Annotated in this window: 19 protein-coding genes and 1 pseudogene; 15 read left to right on the top strand and 5 right to left on the bottom strand. The window is 66.8% G+C overall.

From position 1 onward, the window contains the following. Positions 1–8 precede the first annotated feature (8 nt). The 4 genes from ruvX to G154_RS02575 all read left to right on the top strand — a co-directional run bounded on the left by ruvX (position 9) and on the right by G154_RS02575 (position 3,037). Positions 9–497: a Holliday junction resolvase RuvX gene (gene ruvX / locus G154_RS02590; RefSeq protein ID WP_110807422.1), complete on the top strand. Its 489-nt coding sequence runs from the start codon at positions 9–11 to the stop codon at positions 495–497. Next, the gene (mltG, locus tag G154_RS02585; RefSeq protein ID WP_019513492.1) at positions 490–1,746 is read left to right on the top strand and encodes an endolytic transglycosylase MltG; all 1,257 of its coding nucleotides are present in this window, start codon (positions 490–492) and stop codon (positions 1,744–1,746) included. The genes ruvX and mltG overlap by 8 nt, the downstream gene beginning before the upstream one ends. Positions 1,747–1,807: 61 nt before the next feature. Continuing rightward, positions 1,808–2,605 (top strand): shikimate dehydrogenase, encoded by a 798-nt coding sequence (locus G154_RS02580; RefSeq protein WP_023985695.1) that lies wholly within the window; start codon positions 1,808–1,810, stop codon positions 2,603–2,605. Between the two features lie 9 nt (positions 2,606–2,614). After that, positions 2,615–3,037, top strand: a complete 423-nt coding sequence (locus G154_RS02575; protein ID WP_019513490.1) for an A24 family peptidase — start codon at positions 2,615–2,617, stop codon at positions 3,035–3,037. Between the two features lie 8 nt (positions 3,038–3,045). Here G154_RS02575 and G154_RS02570 read toward each other — a convergent pair whose 3' ends face one another. Then, a complete protein-coding gene (locus G154_RS02570; RefSeq protein WP_031601462.1) occupies positions 3,046–4,215 on the bottom strand; it encodes a glycerate kinase in 1,170 nt (389 codons plus the stop codon). Between the two features lie 205 nt (positions 4,216–4,420). Here G154_RS02570 and G154_RS02565 point away from each other — a divergent pair, with 205 nt between their 5' ends. From G154_RS02565 to G154_RS02555, 3 genes are all read left to right on the top strand, one after another. Then, positions 4,421–5,482, top strand: a complete 1,062-nt coding sequence (locus G154_RS02565; protein WP_019513488.1) for a LacI family DNA-binding transcriptional regulator — start codon at positions 4,421–4,423, stop codon at positions 5,480–5,482. A gap of 110 nt (positions 5,483–5,592) precedes the next feature. Next, the gene (locus G154_RS02560) at positions 5,593–6,387 is read left to right on the top strand and encodes an SDR family oxidoreductase (protein ID WP_023985697.1); all 795 of its coding nucleotides are present in this window, start codon (positions 5,593–5,595) and stop codon (positions 6,385–6,387) included. Between the two features lie 44 nt (positions 6,388–6,431). Next, on the top strand, positions 6,432–7,364 hold the full coding sequence (locus G154_RS02555; RefSeq protein ID WP_019513486.1) for a 3-keto-5-aminohexanoate cleavage protein: 933 nt from the start codon (positions 6,432–6,434) through the stop codon (positions 7,362–7,364). Between the two features lie 65 nt (positions 7,365–7,429). On the opposite strand, the gene G154_RS02550 is transcribed toward G154_RS02555, so the two are convergent. Beyond that, positions 7,430–8,773, bottom strand: coding sequence for an MFS transporter (locus G154_RS02550; RefSeq protein ID WP_019513485.1), 1,344 nt, complete (start codon positions 8,771–8,773; stop codon positions 7,430–7,432). 27 nt (positions 8,774–8,800) lie between these two features. Further along, entirely contained in the window at positions 8,801–9,700 is a 900-nt protein-coding gene (locus tag G154_RS02545; RefSeq protein WP_019513484.1) for an SMP-30/gluconolactonase/LRE family protein, read from the bottom strand. 208 nt (positions 9,701–9,908) lie between these two features. On the opposite strand from G154_RS02545, the gene aroC reads away from it, so the two are divergent. The 3 genes and pseudogenes from aroC to aroB all read left to right on the top strand — a co-directional run bounded on the left by aroC (position 9,909) and on the right by aroB (position 12,854). Beyond that, positions 9,909–11,144, top strand: a complete 1,236-nt coding sequence (aroC, locus tag G154_RS02540) for a chorismate synthase (protein ID WP_023985699.1) — start codon at positions 9,909–9,911, stop codon at positions 11,142–11,144. A 2-nt stretch (positions 11,145–11,146) separates the two neighbouring features. Next, positions 11,147–11,641: pseudogene (locus G154_RS02535) on the top strand (shikimate kinase); the annotation flags it as partial. Positions 11,642–11,774: 133 nt separating this feature from the next. Further along, positions 11,775–12,854 carry a 3-dehydroquinate synthase gene (aroB, locus tag G154_RS02530; RefSeq protein ID WP_019513481.1) on the top strand — a complete coding sequence of 360 codons (1,080 nt, stop codon included), beginning with the start codon at positions 11,775–11,777 and terminating at the stop codon, positions 12,852–12,854. Here the strand turns inward: aroB and G154_RS02525 are convergent, their stop codons facing one another. Next, positions 12,855–13,373 (bottom strand): B-4DMT family transporter, encoded by a 519-nt coding sequence (locus tag G154_RS02525; protein ID WP_019513480.1) that lies wholly within the window; start codon positions 13,371–13,373, stop codon positions 12,855–12,857. Between the two features lie 33 nt (positions 13,374–13,406). Between G154_RS02525 and G154_RS02520 the strand changes: the two genes are divergently transcribed. The 4 genes from G154_RS02520 to G154_RS02505 are packed head-to-tail and all read left to right on the top strand — an operon-like array spanning position 13,407 to position 16,085. Further along, the gene (locus G154_RS02520) at positions 13,407–14,498 is read left to right on the top strand and encodes a Xaa-Pro peptidase family protein (protein WP_023985701.1); all 1,092 of its coding nucleotides are present in this window, start codon (positions 13,407–13,409) and stop codon (positions 14,496–14,498) included. An 18-nt stretch (positions 14,499–14,516) separates the two neighbouring features. Then, a complete protein-coding gene (gene efp, locus G154_RS02515) occupies positions 14,517–15,080 on the top strand; it encodes an elongation factor P (protein WP_019513478.1) in 564 nt (187 codons plus the stop codon). Positions 15,081–15,091: 11 nt separating this feature from the next. Continuing rightward, on the top strand, positions 15,092–15,571 hold the full coding sequence (gene nusB, locus G154_RS02510; RefSeq protein WP_019513477.1) for a transcription antitermination factor NusB: 480 nt from the start codon (positions 15,092–15,094) through the stop codon (positions 15,569–15,571). A 4-nt stretch (positions 15,572–15,575) separates the two neighbouring features. Further along, positions 15,576–16,085, top strand: coding sequence for a hypothetical protein (locus tag G154_RS02505; RefSeq protein ID WP_019513476.1), 510 nt, complete (start codon positions 15,576–15,578; stop codon positions 16,083–16,085). A 10-nt stretch (positions 16,086–16,095) separates the two neighbouring features. On the opposite strand, the gene G154_RS02500 is transcribed toward G154_RS02505, so the two are convergent. After that, positions 16,096–17,496: a PLP-dependent aminotransferase family protein gene (locus G154_RS02500; RefSeq protein ID WP_019513475.1), complete on the bottom strand. Its 1,401-nt coding sequence runs from the start codon at positions 17,494–17,496 to the stop codon at positions 16,096–16,098. Between the two features lie 244 nt (positions 17,497–17,740). Here G154_RS02500 and G154_RS02495 point away from each other — a divergent pair, with 244 nt between their 5' ends. Beyond that, positions 17,741–18,205 carry a GNAT family N-acetyltransferase gene (locus tag G154_RS02495; RefSeq protein WP_023985702.1) on the top strand — a complete coding sequence of 155 codons (465 nt, stop codon included), beginning with the start codon at positions 17,741–17,743 and terminating at the stop codon, positions 18,203–18,205. Positions 18,206–18,400: the final 195 nt, after the last annotated feature.

The following is an 18,400-nucleotide window of genomic DNA, read 5'->3' as shown; positions in this document are numbered from 1 at the left end:
CGGTGCCACTGGACGTTGACCGCAGCCCCGACCGGCCCGGCCCCGATGACCCGGGACGCGGCCGGCGGCTCGGGGTCGATGTCGGTACCGTGCGTATCGGCGTGGCCAGCAGTGATCCCGACGGGATCATGGCCACTCCGCTGGAGACGGTCAAACGGGAACGCACCGGACGGCACCTGCGCCGGTTGGTGGCGCTGGTCCAGGAGAACGGTGTCGTCGAGGTGATCGTCGGGTTGCCGCGTACCCTGGCCGACCGCTCCGGCTCGTCGGCCCGGGACGCCGTCGAGATGGCAGACAAGCTGGCCGAGCTGATCGCGCCGGTACCGGTGCGGCTGGCTGACGAACGACTGACCACGGTGAGTGCACAGCGGGCGCTCCGGGACGCCGGAGTGCGCGCCAAGAACCAGCGGGCCATGGTCGATCAGGTTGCGGCAGTGGGGATTCTGCAGACCTGGTTGGACCAGCGCCGGTCCGCATTAAGGGTGGCCGATGAGTGACCAGTGGGATTCGCAATGGAATACCGACCGCCATGAGCCGATCGCCGTGGGACCCCCGCGGCGCCGGATGAATCGTGCCGAGCGCGCGCGGGCGCGGCGGATGGCCCGACGCAGGCGCACCTACACGATTTTTGCGGCGGTGACGCTCGTGGTGGTCGTCGTCGGCGCGGTGTTCGTCGGTTCGCGACTGTGGCACAACATGTTCGGAAGCAGCGGTGACTTCGCCGGCGGCGGTGTCGACGATGTCGTCATCGAGGTGCACAGCGGAGACACCACCACGGCCATCGGCCAGACCCTGCAGCAGCGCAATGTGGTGTCCTCGTCGAAGACGTTCGTCGAAGCGGCCGCGTCCAACCCGGCGATCGCTGCGATCCAGCCCGGGTTCTACAAGGTCCGCACCGAGATCCCGGCCGCCGATGCTGTCGAACGCCTCGCCGATCCGGCGAATCGTGTCGGCCAGCTCGTCATCCCCGAGGGTCGCCAGCTCGACGATGTCGCCGACGTCAAGACCGATGCGGTGACCGAGGGCATCCTGTCCCTCATCTCCCAGGCCTCGTGCGTCGATCTCAACGGCACCCGCGAATGCGTCTCCGCCGAGGACCTCAAAAACGCCGCAGCCAGCGCCGACCCTGCGGCGCTCGCAGTCCCGCCGTGGGCGAACCCCGGTCTGGAGGCCATGGGCGACGATCATCGCCGGCTGGAGGGCCTGATTGCCGCGGGGAGCTGGAACGTCGACCCGTCGGGATCGCCGGAGAGCATTCTGGCCGGACTGATCGGATCGAGCACGGCGATGTACGAGGCCAACGGGCTGCTCGACGCGGCGACCACCGCCAACATCACGCCCTACCAGGTGCTCGTGGTGGCATCGCTGGTGCAGCGCGAATCCAAACCGCAGGATTTCTCCAAGGTCGCCAGGGTGATCTACAACCGGCTCGCCGAGAACCGGAAGCTGGAGTTCGACTCCACGGTCAACTATTCGTTGGACCGCACCGAGGTGGCCACCACCGACGCCGACCGGGCGCGTGTCACGCCGTGGAACACCTATGCCTCGCTGGGACTGCCCAAGACGCCGATCTGCTCACCGGGGGCGCCGGCGGTGGTTGCCGCGGAGAACCCGGCGATCGGGGACTGGCTGTACTTCGTCACCATCGATCTGCAGGGCACCACCAACTTCACCCGCGATTACGACGAGCACCTGGCCAATATCGAGATCGCCAGGCGTAACGGTGTGCTCGACAGTGCCCGATAGGCGGCCCGCCGCCGTGCCCGATAGGCGGCCCGCCGCCGTGCCCGATAGGCGGCCCGCCGCCGTGCCCGATAGACGGCGCGCCGCGGTGCTGGGGTCGCCGATCTCGCATTCGCGCTCACCCGATATCCATCTGGCCGCCTACCGGGCGCTGGGTCTGACGTCGTGGACCTACGACCGCATCGAATGCACGGCCGAACAACTGCCGGGACTGGTCGCCGGCCTCGGCCCCGAATGGGTCGGCCTGTCGGTCACCAAACCCGGCAAGTTCGCCGCACTGGCCACCGCCACCGAGCGCACCGAGCGCGCCGCCCTGGTCGGCTCGGCCAACACGCTGGTGCGCACCGATACCGGGTGGCGTGCCGACAACACCGATATCGACGGCGTCGTCGGCTCATTGGCAGACCATGTCGAGGCCCCGCAACGCGCGGCGGTGCTGGGCTCCGGTGGCACCGCGCCGGCCGCGGTCGCCGCACTGGTGAGTCTCGGTGTGCGCCATATCGCCGTGGTGGCCCGCGATCGGGCCAAGGCTGCCGAACCGGTGGCCATCGGACGCCAACTCGGCGCCGATACCGAGTGGGTCGAACTGGGCCGACCGGTCGCCGAGCTCGACGTCGCGGTGAACACGCTGCCCGCCGAGGTCGCCGCGCGATACGCCGACACGATCGTGACGGTGCCGTTGTTGCTCGACGCCATCTACGACCCCTGGCCCACACCGTTGGCCGACGCCGTGAGCACCGCTGGGGGCCGGGTGGTCAGCGGACTGCAGATGCTGTTGCATCAGGCCGTCGCCCAGGTCGAGCAGTTCACCGGCATGACCGCTCCGCAAGAGGTGATGAGAGCGGCCCTCGAACGGCCCTAGCCTCGACATGTGGGGTGGGTCGCGGTGGGCGTGTGGTTGACCGCGCTGACCGTCTACGACTTGCGGCAACGCCGACTGCCCAATATGTTGACGCTCCCCGGAGCGCTGCTGGTGCTGTGCTGGGCGGCATCCTGCGGCCGCGGAATGCCCGCGCTCGTCGGCGCGCTTGCGCTGTTCGGTAGCTATCTGGCCATCCATCTCGCGGTGCCCGACCACCTGGGCGCCGGGGACGTCAAGCTTGCGCTCGGCGTCGGAGCACTGACGGGCGCCTTCGGAATCGACGTGTGGGCACTGGCTGCCCTGGCCGCGCCGCTGCTCACCGCGACCTGGGCGCTGACCGCTCGGTTGTTCGGCCGTACCGATCCGCTCCCACACGGGCCGGCCATGTGTGTCGCGAGCGCGGTGGCCGTGGTGTTGGCGGTCGGCCGGTGAACCGACAGCTATGGATGACGCGACCCGAGGTCGCCGAGGCGGTCCCGGGCGATGGTTGCTCCGACGATGTTCAGCAGTGCCACGGCGTCGCGCATGCTCGCCATTTCGTCGGCTTCCAGCTCGGCCAAGGTGTACACCGAGTCGATACCGGCGGAAAGCGCTTCCTCGGCCCTGACCGTCGAGCGACCGGCGACGGCCACGACCGGGACTCCGCGGGCGTGAGCGTGCCTGGCCACCCCTACCGGACCTTTGCCACGCAGCGACTGCTCGTCGAGGGAACCTTCCCCGACGATCACCAGCGCCGCCCCGTCGAGCAAATCGGGAAAACCACCCAGTTCGAGCAGCAGGTCGATACCGGGCGTGACGCGGGCTCCGAGCAGCTCAGCCATCGCAAACGCAATCCCGCCCGCCGCGCCCATCCCGGGTGTACCGCGTCGGTCTTGTCCGGTGTGGGCGGTGACGACGTCGGCCCAGTGCTCCAACGCTCGGTCGAAGGAGCGCACGGTATCCGGGCCGGCGCCCTTTTGCCTGCCATAGACGTGTGCGGCGCCGTCCGGACCGGTGAGGGGATTGTCGACATCGCATGCGACCACCAGGTCGGTATCGTAAAGCCGCTGATCGATACCGTTCAGGTCGATGCGGTGGATGTTCGGCAGGTCGGCCCCGCTGGGATACACCGGATCGCCGTGCTCATCGAGGAGTCGGGCGCCGAGGCCGACCAGCAGACCGGCCCCGCCGTCGGTGGTGGCGCTGCCGCCGACACCGAGAACGACGCGGTCCACTCCGTGGGAGAGGGCGTCGCGCACCGCCATACCGACGCCCAGGGTGGTCGAGATTCGCGCCGTGGTCCGGTTCGGCGCGCGTCCCCCGAGCAGAGCCAATCCGCAGGCGGCGGCCGCTTCGATCACTGCGGTCCGTCCGGACCGTGCGTAGACCACCTTGACCGGTCGGCCCAGCGGATCGACCGCGGCACAGGTGATGGGAGAGAAGCCGGCGGTCATCAGCATGTCCACCGTGCCTTCCCCGCCGTCGGCGATGGGGAACTGCACGACCGGCAGCGAGCTAACCGACCGGAGACCCTCGGCCAGTGCCGTGGCAGCGACCGCGGCGGAGACGGAGCCCTTGAACTTGTCCGGCGCCACCACCACATGGCCATCAGAGTTGTTGTGCGCCAACATCTTCACACTGCCGAAGGCTAGGGCTGTCGGTATTGATAAGCAACGTTAAGCGCGGTCGGGGGGAAGGGCGTGGAATTCAGTGTCCTTCCGGGGGAACGGTCGATGCCGCTGACCCATTCGGGGTATCTCGGCTTAACGTTGCTTAACGATCGATCCAGCGTTGTAATGGGCGCCACAGCGTATCGACGAGGCGGCAGGAGGGTCTGTGGACGATATCGACGTATCCGCGACCGCCGCCAAAACAGTTTCGGCGGCGGCGGTGGCCCGCGCGTGCGGCGTATCGAAGGCGACGGTCAGCTATGTGATGAACGGCCAGCCAGGGGTTTCCGCCGACACCCGAAGGCGGGTCATCAAGGTCGCCGGTGAACTCGGTTACCGGCCGGCCACCGGCCCGCGTCCGGATCCGCTTCTGACACGTGTGGTGGGTCTGATCCTGCCCAATCTGAGTAACCCCATGTACACCGGTTGGGCTGAACGCATCATTTCGGTGACCCGTGAACAGGGCTTCGACGTCTTCGTCGCGACCACCGACGACGATCCCGACACACTGGCGCAGGTTGCGGGCACCCTGGCCGCCCGCAACGTCGACGGGGTGATCATCGCCGCGCTTCTGCGCGAGGATCTGCGAGCGCTACGGACTCTGCGTCAGAAGCGAATTCCGTTCGTCTGCTTGTCGCGTAGTGCCGATCAGTTGCACGGTGACTATGTCGGCATCGACTTCGACGCGGCCGCCACCCTGTTGATGGAACATGTGCTGGAGCACGGCTATCGAGAGCTCGCCACGGTCATCGGCCCGCGTACCTCCACCGCCTCGCTGATCCGCGAAGAGGCTTTCGTCCGCGCCGCCGAGGCGGCAGGGGTGGCGGTGCGCGGTGCCCGCAAGGTCAGCACCCGGCTCGACAGCGCCGGCGGCCGGGCCGCGGCGCGCTCCCTGTTGTGTGGCCCCCGTCCGCCGGAGGCGGTGGTGTGTGGCTCTGACGAGATCGCGATCGGGGTCATGGAGCATGCGATGTCCATGGGCCTGCGGATCCCCGAGGATCTGGCCGTCGTCGGCGGTGACGGGCTGCCGCACAGTCGGTCCGCTTTGATCAACCTCACCACCGTCATCCAGCCGATCAACGTGATGGCCGAACGGTCCTTCGAACTGTTGTTGGACCAGATCATCCGTCCGCGTTCCACCTACCACCACGTGATCTGCGAACACCGTCTGCACATCGGCCGGACCTGCGGATGTCCTCCGGTCCGCCGGCGCAGCGCGCCTGACTGACGGTCAGCCGGGACGACCCGCAGCGATAACGCAACGTGCGGCCACTTCGCCGCGCGTGGATTCACCATGCCGTCCCACCGGGGCCGGCACCTCACAAAGGAGATGACGATATGTCTGCACCCCAACGCAATCGGCGAGTATTCGATTTCACCGGCCGACGCGTGGTGGTCACCGCCGGGGCGGCCGGTATCGGGCTGGCGATCGCGACCACGATGAAGGCCCACGGCGCTGACGTCTTCGTCACCGACGTCAACCCCGAGGCCGTGCGGGCCGCCGGAGAAGCCGGTCTCGGTGCCGCCGTCAGCGATGTGCGATGCGAAGACGATGTCAGGCAGCTCATGCGTTCAGTGGAGGCCGAACTCGGTGGTCTGGACGTGCTGATCAACAACGCCGGCGTGGCCGGACCGACGGGGCGGGTCGACTCCCTGGATATCGAGGACTGGAAGGCGACCTTCGATGTTAACGTCCACGGACAGTTCCTTTGCGTCAAATACGCACTGCCGCTTCTCGAACGGGCGGACGACCCATCGATCATCAACATGTCCTCGGCCGCCGGCCGATTGGGTATGGCCGGGCGCAGCCCGTATTCGGCGTCGAAGTGGGCGGTGATCGGCTTCACCAAATCGCTGGCGATCGAGCTCGGTGCGTCCGGGATACGAGCGAACGCCATCTGCCCCGGCGCGGTTGACGGCCCACGTATCGAGCAGGTCATCGACGCGAAGGCCGCAATGCTGGACCTCCCGGTGGACGAGGTTGCCGCGTTGTATCGCGGTCAATCATCGCTGGGACGGCTGATCGACGCTGCCGATATCGCCGATATGGCCCTGTTCCTGGCCAGCCCGCTGGCCCGCAATATCAACGGCCAGGCCATGGCCGTCGACGGTAACACCGAGAAACTCTTCTGAAAGTAAAGGCTGACAAGAGAAGTCCGAAGAACGGAGAAGAAACTATGCCCAAGACAAGAAAAGTCATCATCACCAGCGCCGTGACCGGTGCGATACACACCCCCAGCATGTCACCGCATCTGCCGGTGACGGCCGACGAGATCGCCGACGCCGCCATCGGGGCGGCCCGGGCCGGCGCGGCGATCGTCCACATGCATGCTCGCTCACCGCATGACGGCCGACCCTCGCAGGACCCCAAGGATTTCGAGCCGATTCTGGCCAAACTGAAGGCCAATACCAACGCGGTCATCAACATCACCACCGGCGGGTCGCCGCATATGACCGTCGAGGAGCGGATGCGCCCGGTCGCCACCTTCGCGCCGGAACTGGCGTCGTTGAACATGGGGTCGATGAACTTCGGTCTCTACCCCATGCTGGAGCGGTCCGACCAGTTTGCCCACGAATGGGAGCGTGAGGCATTGGCGAAATCACGGGATCTGGTATTCAAGAACACCTTTGCCGATATCGAGACCATCCTCGACATCGGCAACCGGAACGACACCCGATTCGAATTCGAGTGCTACGACATATCGCATCTGAACAACCTTGCGCACTTTCATACACGCGGCCTGGCCCGAGGTCCACTGTTCGTCCAGTCGGTCTTCGGACTACTCGGTGGAATCGGTGGGCATCCGGAGGATCTGATGCACATGCGACGCACCGCGGACCGGCTGCTCGGTGCGGACTATGAGTGGTCCATCCTCGGCGCGGGTCGCAATCAGATGCCGTTGGCGACCATCGGCGCCGCGATGGGATCGCATGTCCGGGTGGGTCTGGAGGATTCTCTGTGGATCGGTCCGGGCCAATTGGCTGTTTCCAATGCCGAGCAGGTGAGCCGTATCCGTACGATCCTGGAGGCGTTGAATTTTGCGATAGCCACCCCGGATGAGGCCCGCGAGATACTCGACCTCAAGGGTGCGAACAGGGTCGGTTTCTGAGCGCGAGGACAGCACGAGAATCCCCCTGTAGCCGGACGGCTACAGGGGGATTCTCGTGATCGGGTTCAGCTGCGCGCAGCGACCGGATCGGCCTCGGTCGACCTGTCGGCCGGCGGCGAAGGCGCGGTGAAGAACTGCAGTGCCACACCGAGCAACGCGCAACCGGCCATGGTGAAGAAACACACGATGTAACCGCTGGTGGCCTCCCAGCCGCCGGCCATCGAGATCAACCGGCCCATCAGTAGCGGTGCGATCCCACCGCCGATGAACATCGCGGTGGTGATGATGCCGTTCGCAGTGGAAATGGCGCCTTCGGGTGCTGCGTCGGAGGCTGCCGCATAGTAGATCGGCCACACCGCATTGGCGACGACACCGAAGACCAGTTGCACGACGACCACGAGCAGCGACGAGGTGGCCACGTAGAAGGCGGCCACGCTGACGGCCATCCAGATTCCACAGATGACGATGGTCTTTCGGCGGCCGATGACATCGGAGAGGCTGGGCCACAGGATCTGGCCGAGCACGCCGGTGAGCGCGAAGACCACACTGAGCCCTGCTGATTCGGCAAGTGAGAGGCCGACTACGTTGTAGAGGTAGGCTGGCAGCACCATGTTGATCCCCATGTACACGATCTGGGTCAACAGTGTGGTCAGGGCGGTCATCGAGATCGTCCGGTTGCGTAGGCACGCGCCCACCAGTCCGCGGCGCCGGCTTCCAGCCCCCGCCGGCAGGTCACGGTCCGGCGGAGTCAGTCCCTTGGATGCGATGTCCTCGTACAGTTCGTCGATTCGCTGTGCGGTGGAGTAGCGACCCCAGAACAGCATCAGCGGGACCGCGATGATGAGCCCGAGGAACAGCGCGTAGGACCAGTTCGACGGGCCGAACGCCCCGATGACCACCGCGGCCACCAGACCGCTGAGCAGCGATCCGATCGGATAACCGGTGTGGTGGGCGCCGAGGGCGAAGCCACGTCGCTCTTTCGGCCACCATTCGGCGGTGTTGCTCACGCCGACCGGTTCACCCCACCCTGCGCCGAGATTGACACCGATTCGCAACGCGACGAACGAGATCAGATGAGAACTCACGAACTTGAAGCCCGAGATGAACGACAACGCGGTGTAGCCGATGACCAGTGGCACCTGGAATCGCGCCCGCTTCCATCCTCCGCCGTACCGGTCGCTCAAGCTGGATCCGGGGATTGCCAGCACGGCAAGCGAAATCATGATCAATGACACCAGTGCACCCCAGGCGTCCGCGCTGAGGTCGAAGGTTTCCGAGATGGTCGGGCCCAGCCGCAGGATGATCTCGCGGTCGTAGGCGTTGAGGACCCAGATCAGCCAGCACACACCGAGGGAGATCCAGGAGTATTTGTGGGTGTTGCGCAGCGAGCCGCGCCGTTTGTCAGCCATCGAGTCGTCCTTTGTGTGATCGAGAGGTCATGCGCCGAATCGGCATTCGGGCAGGCCGTGCACGCCGAGACCGCGAATGGCGAACAACGAGCCGCGAAGTTGTCCGTCGCCGGGGAATCGCGGCAACGGTGGTTTGGCCATGGAGGTGACGAAAAGGACGTCCAGATCCGGTCCGCCGAACATGACGCTCGTCGGCTTGAGCACCGGGAAGTCGATGACGCGATCGACCGAACCGTCGGGTGCGTAACGGATGATCTTGCCGCCGTAGACGAGTGCCTGCCACACATATCCCTCGGCGTCGACGGTCGCCCCGTCGGCCGCTCCGCCGGAACTGGTGTCCACCGTGGCGAATGTCCGGCGGTTGGCCACGGAGCCGTGCTCCAGGTCGTAGTCATAGGCCCAGATCTCGCCGGTCCAGGTGTCGGCGAAGTAGAGGGTGGTGCCGTCCGGGCTGAAGCAAGGTCCGTTGGACACCGTGATGCCGTCGTCCAGAACCGTCAGTGTCCCGTCGGGGCTATAGCTGTAGAGCTTGCCGCTACCGCTCTCCTCCAGGGTGTCCATGGACCCGAAGACGAACCGACCGGCCCGGTCGACTTTTCCGTCGTTCAGCCGATTGTGGGGAAGATCGGCTTCTAGCTCGACCAGCAGGGTGAGCTCACCGCTGTCGAAGGCCAACTGCCACAGGCCGTCCTGCAAAGCGACAAGCGCGCCGTCACCGGTCCGGGTCAGCGCCATCGATCCGATCTTCTGGCCGACCTCCCAGGCGCGGATCCCCGCACCGCTCGCGGTCGAGCGGAAGATTCGGCCGTCGGCGCTGTCGATCCAGTACAGCGATTGCTGTTGGACGTCCCACAGCGGGCCCTCTCCGAGGGTGGTCTTCAGATCGACGACCACGTCGATGACGTGGCCGGGGGTGTCGTCAGCCATCGGGACTCCTTCTCGAACCGGGCCTGGGATTACGTGCTCATGCCGAGCGAACGCTAGGAGCGCCACCATGCGTTCAGCAACGTTAAGTTGTGATCGGCGTCATGCGGGAGGTGGCGAACGGGTGTGCTCACACGCGGTAGCGGGAGTGGCCGGGTGATGGTGTACACGGATTTCCGCCGGTGAAACCGGACATGGGAGTATGGACAGCGTGTTGCGATGGACTACCGCAGGTGAATCCCATGGTCGCGCCCTGGTGGCGATGGTCGAGGGGATGGTTGCCGGGCTGGCGGTGACCTCCGAGGATATCGCCGCCCAGCTGCAGCGCCGTCGCCTCGGGTATGGTCGCGGCGCCCGGATGAAATTCGAGAAGGACCAGGTCACCCTGCTGGCAGGCGTGCGGCATGGCCTCACCCTCGGCGGGCCCATCGCCGTCGAGATCGGTAACACCGAATGGCCGAAGTGGGAGACCGTGATGGCCGCGGACCCGGTGTCGGCCGAACAACTCGACAGCGATGCTGCCCGTAACGCGCCGCTGACCCGGCCGCGCCCGGGCCACGCCGATTACGCCGGGATGCTCAAGTACGGCTTCGACGACGCTCGCCCGGTGCTGGAACGGGCCAGTGCCCGCGAAACCGCGGCGCGTGTTGCCGCGGGCACCATCGCCCGGGCCTTCCTGCAGCAGGCACTCGGCGTCGAGGTGGTCTCGCATGTCATCTCCATCGGCGCCTCGGCGCCCTACGACGGCCCGCCGCCGCAGCCGCAGGACCTGGCCGCCATCGACGACAGCCCCGTCCGCGCCTTCGACAAGGACGCCGAGGCCGCCATGATCACCGAGATCGAAGCCGCCAAGAAGGACGGCGACACCCTCGGCGGCGTCGTCGAGGTCGTGGTCAGCGGTCTGCCCGTCGGGCTGGGTTCGTTCACCAGCGGCGACAACCGCCTCGACAGCCAGCTGGCCGCTGCCGTCATGGGCATCCAGGCGATCAAGGGTGTCGAGATCGGCGACGGCTTCGAAACCGCACGCCGTCGGGGCAGTGTCGCCCATGACGAGATCTACCCCGGGCCCGACGGCATCGTCCGGTCCACCAACCGCGCGGGCGGCCTGGAAGGCGGTATGACCAACGGGCAGCCCCTGCGGGTGCGGGCCGCCATGAAGCCGATCTCCACCGTGCCGCGCGCCCTGGCGACCGTCGATATGGCCACCGGCGACGAGGCCGTCGCGATCCACCAACGCTCCGATGTGTGTGCCGTGCCTGCCGCCGGTGTGGTCGTCGAGACCATGGTGGCGCTCGTGCTGGCGCGCGCTGCCCTGGAGAAGTTCGGCGGTGACTCGCTGGCCGAGACCAAGGCCAATGTGGACAGCTACCTGGCCGCGATCGCGGAGCGCTCGGCCGGTCTGGATCGCAGCGACTCGGGGAAAAACTCAGCGGCGCGGGCGGGATAACCATGGCGCCCAAGGCTGTTCTGGTGGGAATGCCGGGCTCCGGCAAATCCACCATCGGACGGCGGCTGGCGAAAGCGCTGGGAGTTCCCCTGCTGGACACCGACGTTGCCATCGTCGAGACCACCGGCCGCAGCATCGCCGACATCTTCACCGACGGTGAGCCGGCGTTTCGCGCCATCGAAGCCGACGTGGTGCGCAAGGCGCTGGCCGAGCACGACGGTGTGGTGTCCCTCGGCGGCGGCGCGGTGACCACCCCCGCGGTGCGTGAGGCGCTGGCCGGGCATACCGTGATCTATCTGGAAATCAGTGCCGCAGAAGGAATTCGGCGTACCACCGGGAGCGCACGCCCGCTGCTCACGGGGGAAGACCCCGCCGAGAAGTATCGGGCCCTGATGGACGCCCGGGTGCCGCTCTTTCGTGAGGTGGCCACCATGCGGGTCAACACCAACCGGCGTAATCCCGGTGCCGTGGTGCGCCATATAGTCACCCGCTTGCAAGGCTGCGGTCCGTCCCGGCCACGCCGCCGACGCCGCCCAGCCTGGCGGCGACTCCCGACCGTTCTCAACCCGGCACCGACCACCGAGGCCCCGCCCACTCCGGCGGCGCTGGCCAAACGAGCAGAGGCACGCAATGAGTGAACCCGTGACAGTGGACGTTCTGGTCGACCGGCCCTACCCGGTCATCATCGGCACCGGTCTGCTCGAGGATCTGGGCCGCACCCTGACCGGCCGGCACAAGGTCGCGATCCTGTACCAACCGACGCTGGCGCAGACCGCCGAGGCCGTGCGCGAGCACCTGGCCGGACTCGGCATCGACGCGCACCGCATCGAGATCCCCGACGCCGAGGCAGGCAAGGAATTGCCGGTCGTCGGATTCATCTGGGAAGTGTTGGGCCGCATAGGAATCGGACGCAAAGACGCCGTTGTCAGTCTCGGCGGGGGAGCGGCCACCGATGTGGCCGGCTTCGCCGCGGCCACCTGGTTGCGCGGCGTCGACATCGTGCACGTGCCGACCACTCTGCTGGGTATGGTCGACGCCGCGGTCGGCGGTAAGACCGGTATCAACACCGATGCCGGTAAGAATCTGGTGGGCGCCTTCCACCAGCCGCTGGCGGTGCTCGTCGATCTGGCGACGCTGCAGTCGCTTCCGCGTAACGAGATCATCGCCGGCATGGCCGAGATCGTGAAGGCCGGCTTCATCTCCGACCCGGTGATCCTCGACCTCATCGAAGCCGATCCGCAGGCCGCGCTGGATCCGGCCGGCACGGTGTTGCCGGAACTGATCCGCCGTGCCATCGCGGTCAAGGCCGAGGTGGTGGCCGCCGACGAGAAAGAGTCGGCGCTGCGCGAAATCCTGAACTACGGGCACACGTTGGCGCACGCCATCGAACGGCGCGAGCGCTACAAGTGGCGCCATGGTGCCGCCGTGTCGGTGGGCCTGGTCTTCGCCGCCGAGCTGGGTCGCCTCGCCGGGCGGCTCGATGATGACACCGCGGACCGGCACGCCCGGGTGCTGACATCGCTGGGCCTTCCGGTCAGCTACGACGCCGACGCGCTGCCGCAGCTGCTGGAGTACATGGCCGGTGACAAGAAGAACCGGTCCGGGGTGCTGCGTTTCGTCGTACTCGACGGACTGGCCAAGCCCGGTCGCCTCGAAGGGCCGGACCCGACCCTGCTGGCGGCGGCCTACTCCGTGGTCGGCACGCGGTAGCTAGCTCTTGGCCGGCTCTTCGGGGCCGGGCTGGACAGCGGCAAAAACATCGGTGTCGGCGCGTTCCTCGTCGCCCTCACGGCGCCGGACGAACGGCGGAGCCTTCCGATCAACTTGCCAACGGCCGATGGTCACCGCGACCACGCCTGCCACGAACACCAGCAGCGCGGTGAAGGCGGCGAACGAGGTCAGCTCACTGAGCAGTCCGCCGGTGTAGAGCGCGGGGTAGAACAACCCGATGAACCAGCACACCAGGTCGCCCAGCAGCCCGGCGATCAGGCCGGCGACCAACCACACCATCGCCAGATCCTGGCGGCGGTCCGGGTCGCTCTGCGCGCGGGCGTCGGCGCGACCGTCGGCGTAGGCCCACAGCAGTACCGGAACGGCAAGGAACAGACCCAGCGTCGGGCTGATCCACCCGGCCTGCGTCGGGAAGGAATCCACCAGGACTCCTTGGATCAGACGCAGCACCACCACGACCGCGGCGAACACGAGTCCGCGCAGCAACCACTTGCTCATGAGGGCACAGCCTAGCGAGTAGCGTCATCGACCGTGACGATATCTGCGCGCAGAGACCGGTTGCGACAGCGGCTGGCAGCCGCCGACCTGGACGCAATGCTGGTAACGGACCTGGTCAACGTACGTTATCTGTCCGGATTCACCGGTTCGAATGCCGCGCTTCTCGTGTTCGCTGAACGGGACACGCCGGTCTTGGCAACCGACGGGCGTTATGTAACGCAGGCCGCCGCCCAGGCGCCCGATGCCGAAGTGGTCATCGAGCGGGCGGTGGGCCCCGCTCTGGTCGCCCGGGCCGCCGACGGAGTGCGCCGGCTGGGTTTCGAGAGCCATGTGGTGACCGTCGACGGTTTCACATCGTTGGAGCGCGCCGGAGCCGGCGTCGAGTTCGTGCGGGCGGCCGGGATGGTCGAGCGGCTGCGCGAGGTCAAGGATGCCGGCGAGATTGCGATCCTGCGACTGGCCTGCGAGGCGGCCGACGCAGCACTGCACGACCTGGTGGCCAGAGGCTGCCTGCGTCCCGGCCGCACCGAGAAAGAGGTCCGGCGGGACCTCGAGTCGCTGATGCTCGACCACGGTGCCGACGGTGTCTCTTTCGAGACCATCGTGGCGACCGGATCGAATTCGGCCATCCCGCACCATCGGCCCACCGACGCGGTGCTGGCCGCCGGGGATTTCGTCAAGATCGACTTCGGTGCGCTGGTGGCGGGCTATCACTCCGATATGACGCGCACCTTCGTGTTGGGCAGTGCCGCGGACTGGCAGCGCGAGCTCTACGCTTTGGTGGCGACCGCGCAGGCGGCCGGACGGGCTGCCGTGGTGCCAGGGACGGAGCTGTCCGCGGTGGACGCCGCGGCGCGTGAGGTGATCGCCGATGCCGGCCATGCCGAGCACTTCGGGCACGGGCTCGGACACGGGGTCGGACTCCAGATACACGAAGCGCCGGGAATCAGCGCCTCGGCCGTCGGTACACTGCTTGCTGGCGCTGCGGTCACCGTGGAGCCCGGCGTCTACCTGCCCGGCCGGGGCGGTGTCCGAATCGAGGACACCCTGGTCGTCGGCAGCGAGGACGCACCCGAACCCGAATTGCTCACCCGGTTCTCCAAGGAACTGGTTGTCATCACCTGATCTAGGAGCTGTACTCACGTGGCATCAACCGCCGACTTCAAGAATGGTCTCGTCCTGCAGATCGAGGGACAGCTCTGGCAGATCACCGAGTTTCAGCACGTCAAGCCCGGTAAAGGCCCGGCCTTTGTGCGTACCAAGCTCAAGAACATCCTGTCGGGCAAGGTCGTGGACAAGACGTTCAACGCCGGTGTGAAGGTCGAGACGGCCACCGTCGACCGCCGTGACGCCACCTACCTGTACCGCGATGGTTCCGACTTCGTCTTCATGGACTCCGAGGACTACGAGCAGCACCCGCTGTCCGAAGCCCTGGTGGGCCGCCTTGCCGACTTCCTGCTGGAGGGCATGGCCGTGCAGATCGCGTTCCACGACGGTGCGCCGCTGTACCTTGAGCTGCCGGTGACGGTGGAGCTCGTCGTCACCCACACCGAGCCGGGCCTGCAGGGTGATCGCTCCAACGCGGGCACCAAGCCCGCGACCGTGGAGACCGGCGCCGAGCTGCAGGTGCCGCTGTTCATCAACACCGGTGACAAGCTGAAGGTCGACTCGCGTGACGGTTCGTACCTCGGCCGGGTCAATGGCTGAAGGCCGGACGAATGGTTGACCGTAAGGGCGACCGCGGTCGGCATCAGGCCCGCAAACGCGCCGTCGATCTGATCTTCGAGGCGGAGGCCCGCGGTATCACCGCCGCGGAGGCGGCCGATTCGCGCAACGCGCTGTCGCACACCCAGGCCGACATCTCGCCGCTGAACCCGTACACCGTGACGGTGACGCGCGGTGTCACCGAGCATGCCGCGCATGTCGACGATCTGATCTCCTCGCACCTGCAGGGGTGGACGCTGGACCGGCTGCCCGCGGTCGACCGGGCGATTCTGCGGGTCGCGGTCTGGGAACTGCTGCACGCCGAGGACGTACCCGAGCCGGTTGCCGTCGATGAGGCGGTCGAGCTGGCCAAGGAACTGTCCACCGATGATTCCCCGGGCTTCGTCAACGGCGTGCTCGGACAGGTCATGCTGGTGACCCCGCAGATCCGGGCCGCCGCTGCCGCACTGCGGCCGTCCGACGGCGCGGACTAGGACCGTGCCGCAGGACTGGGCGCCGTACACGAGCCTGCAGGACGCGGCGACGGTGTATCTGCGCGATCCCGATCTCGCTCTGGAGCAGTTGCGATCGGTCGTCGAGTTCCCCGGGATCGCGGCGTTCATCATGTCGCGCGGGGAGTCCGAGGAGCACTGGGGTACCGCGGTGTGGCAGGAGGTGGTGGCCACCGACGGGTTGCGTCTCATCCTGTGGCGCGCCGACGACGACCGGCGACAGTTGACCTCGTCGGTGCGCACCATCCTGCTCTCGACGATCAGCGACCACATCCTGAGCACCCAGTTCGACGTGCTCTCCGACGGCACCCGGCGACTGGCTGAGGTGCGGCTGCGGATGTACACCCAGTTGGTGACCAGGGCCCGGCGCACATCGGCCACCGACAGCGATCTGTACTGCGAGTCCTTCCGCTACACGAAGACCGTCGACAACGGGGGACTGGCGCAGATGGAGCGGCTGCTGCAGTTCGGCAGGGTGTTGTCGCGCTCGCTCTGAGTGTCCCGCCTCAGTGCGCGGAGCCGGCCACGCGTCCGATGACGTCGGCGAGTGTGCGGACTCCCTCGGCCAATTGGGCGGGACTGGCGGCGCCGTAGGAGAGCCGGAGAAACGGTGCGGGCGGTTCGTTGACGAAGAAATGGCGTCCGTCACCGACGAGTACTCCGTCGGCATACGCGGCAGCAGTCAGTTCGCGGGTGTCGATGCCGTGCGGCAGCTTCGCCCAAAGATGAATGCCCCCTTGCGGAATGGTGCCGATGCGGACGTCGGGCAGCGTGGTCCCGATGGCCGCGATCAACGCATCGCGTCGCATCGCCAGTTCGGCGCGCAGACGCTTGAGGTGGCGGGGCCAGCCGGTCGACGTCAACAGGCTGTGCCCGATCTCCTGGATGAGCGGCGCCACGCATATGTCGTCGGCGGTTCGCGCTGCTCGTAATCGTTCGCCGGCGGGCCCCCGTGCGATCACGGCGCCCAGCCGAAGAGCGGGAGAGGCGGATTTCGCCAGAGTCAGGATCGTGACGACGTGCCCGTGCGGATCCGCGGTGAACAGCGGCGGTGGTGGGTGCGCGTCGATGCCCAGATGTCTGGCCCAGTCGTCCTCCAGCAGAAATGCTCCGTACGTGGCCGCGATATCGAGAATCTGGGTCCGGCGTTGCGCACTGAGCACCGCTCCGGTCGGATTGGCATAGCTGGGCTGTATGTAGACCAGGCGCGCCCTGGTTCGCTCGAGTTCCTCGGCGAGGCGTTCGACGACGATCCCCTCGGCATCGGCGGGCACCGACGCCACCTTCAGCCCCGCGCTCTGTGCGGCCAGAATTGCTCCGGGATAGCTGGGACTCTCGGTGATGACCGTGGCGCCGGGCTCGGCAAGGGTGCGCATGGCGAACACGAGCCCCTGCTGGCCGCCCGACACCACCAGCACATCGTTCGGGTCGGCGCGGTATTCGGCTGCTATGACCCGCCGAAGTTCCGGTAAGCCGGCGACCGGCGTGATCGCGTGGGCGCGAGAGCTCTTGGCCGATCGACCGGCGATGCGATGCAACTCGTCGGTCGGGGACAGTTCAGGCGCGAGGTACCCCCAGGACAAGGGAAGGTGATCGGCCGTACCGTATCCGCCCAACCTGGCGGCGCGGTCGGCATCGACCCGTGCCGGTCCGAGAGCTTGTGTCTGCCAGGAGTAGTCCGGCTCGGCCAGCCGATGTCGTCCGGTGACGAAGGTGCCGCGCCCTGGCTCTGCGCGGATCAACCCCAGCGCGCTGAGCTCGGACAGCGCAGCCGAAATCGTTGCGGCACTTGCGTGATACTCACCGGACAGCGCTCTGACTCCCGGCAGTTTGGTACCCGCGGGCAGGGTGGCGATACGGCCGCGGAGGGTGGTCGATATCGCGGATGCTCTGTTATCGTTATTCATGAGAATCCTAGATAACGTTACTCCATATCTGAGCAAAGCGTTACTCACTCGCCGCGGACGCGACATTCTGCACCGTCCGGACCTTCCCGTCATCGCGATCGGCCGTTCGTCGTAGTGGCTGATCGGTGACATTCCGGAGTCGAAAGGGGCTGTGAGTCAACACCTCAAGCGGAGTAGAACCCGCGTGGCGCCGAACGGGCGCGCAGAACCAGATATCGAAAACACGATTCACATGGGAAAGAACATGGCTGACACAACCGCACCTGTAACCCGTACGCTCGAAGCCGCCGACGAGACTCGATGGCGTTCGCTGTTCCGCGCGTACCGGGAGTTCTACAAACTCGAGGAATCGGAGGAGATCGTCTCTCGTGCTTGGGGTTGGCTGATGGATCCACGCCACGAGTGCAAGGCGATCGTCGCCACGGTCGCCGGCGAACTGGTCGGCTTCGCGCACCACCGCCGATTCTCCTCGCCGTACACCGGCTCGACGGGGATCTTTCTGGACGACCTCTTCACCGATCCCGTGGTGCGCGGAAAAGGTGTGGGGCGAGCGCTCATCGGCCGGCTCACCGAGATGGCGGCAGCCGAGGGGCGGTCGGTGGTCCAATGGGTGACCGCTGCCGACAATGTGCAAGCCCAGGCGCTCTATGACACGTTGGCCACGCGCACGGCATGGGTCACCTACGAAGCCGCACCCGCGGTGAAGTAGCCGACGTCGGGCCCGGCCCACGCCTATCGGGTCGGGCCCGTGTCGCGCTTTCGTCAAAGTGACCCGCTGACAGCGGGATTGGTGCCTCAGATTTTTCTTTGGTCTCGTCTGTCTCTGGTGTCACATTGTTGCGTGTTGTGTCGGTGGTCGCACGTATGTTCGAGTCATGGGATCGGATGTGGTGGCCAGTCGGGA

This window comes from Mycobacterium sp. VKM Ac-1816D (assembly GCF_000416385.1).
Taxonomy (GTDB): domain Bacteria; phylum Actinomycetota; class Actinomycetes; order Mycobacteriales; family Mycobacteriaceae; genus Mycobacterium; species Mycobacterium neoaurum_A.
The sequence above is the reverse complement of the archived record's forward strand: the minus strand, read 5'-3'. Positions and strand labels throughout refer to the sequence as shown.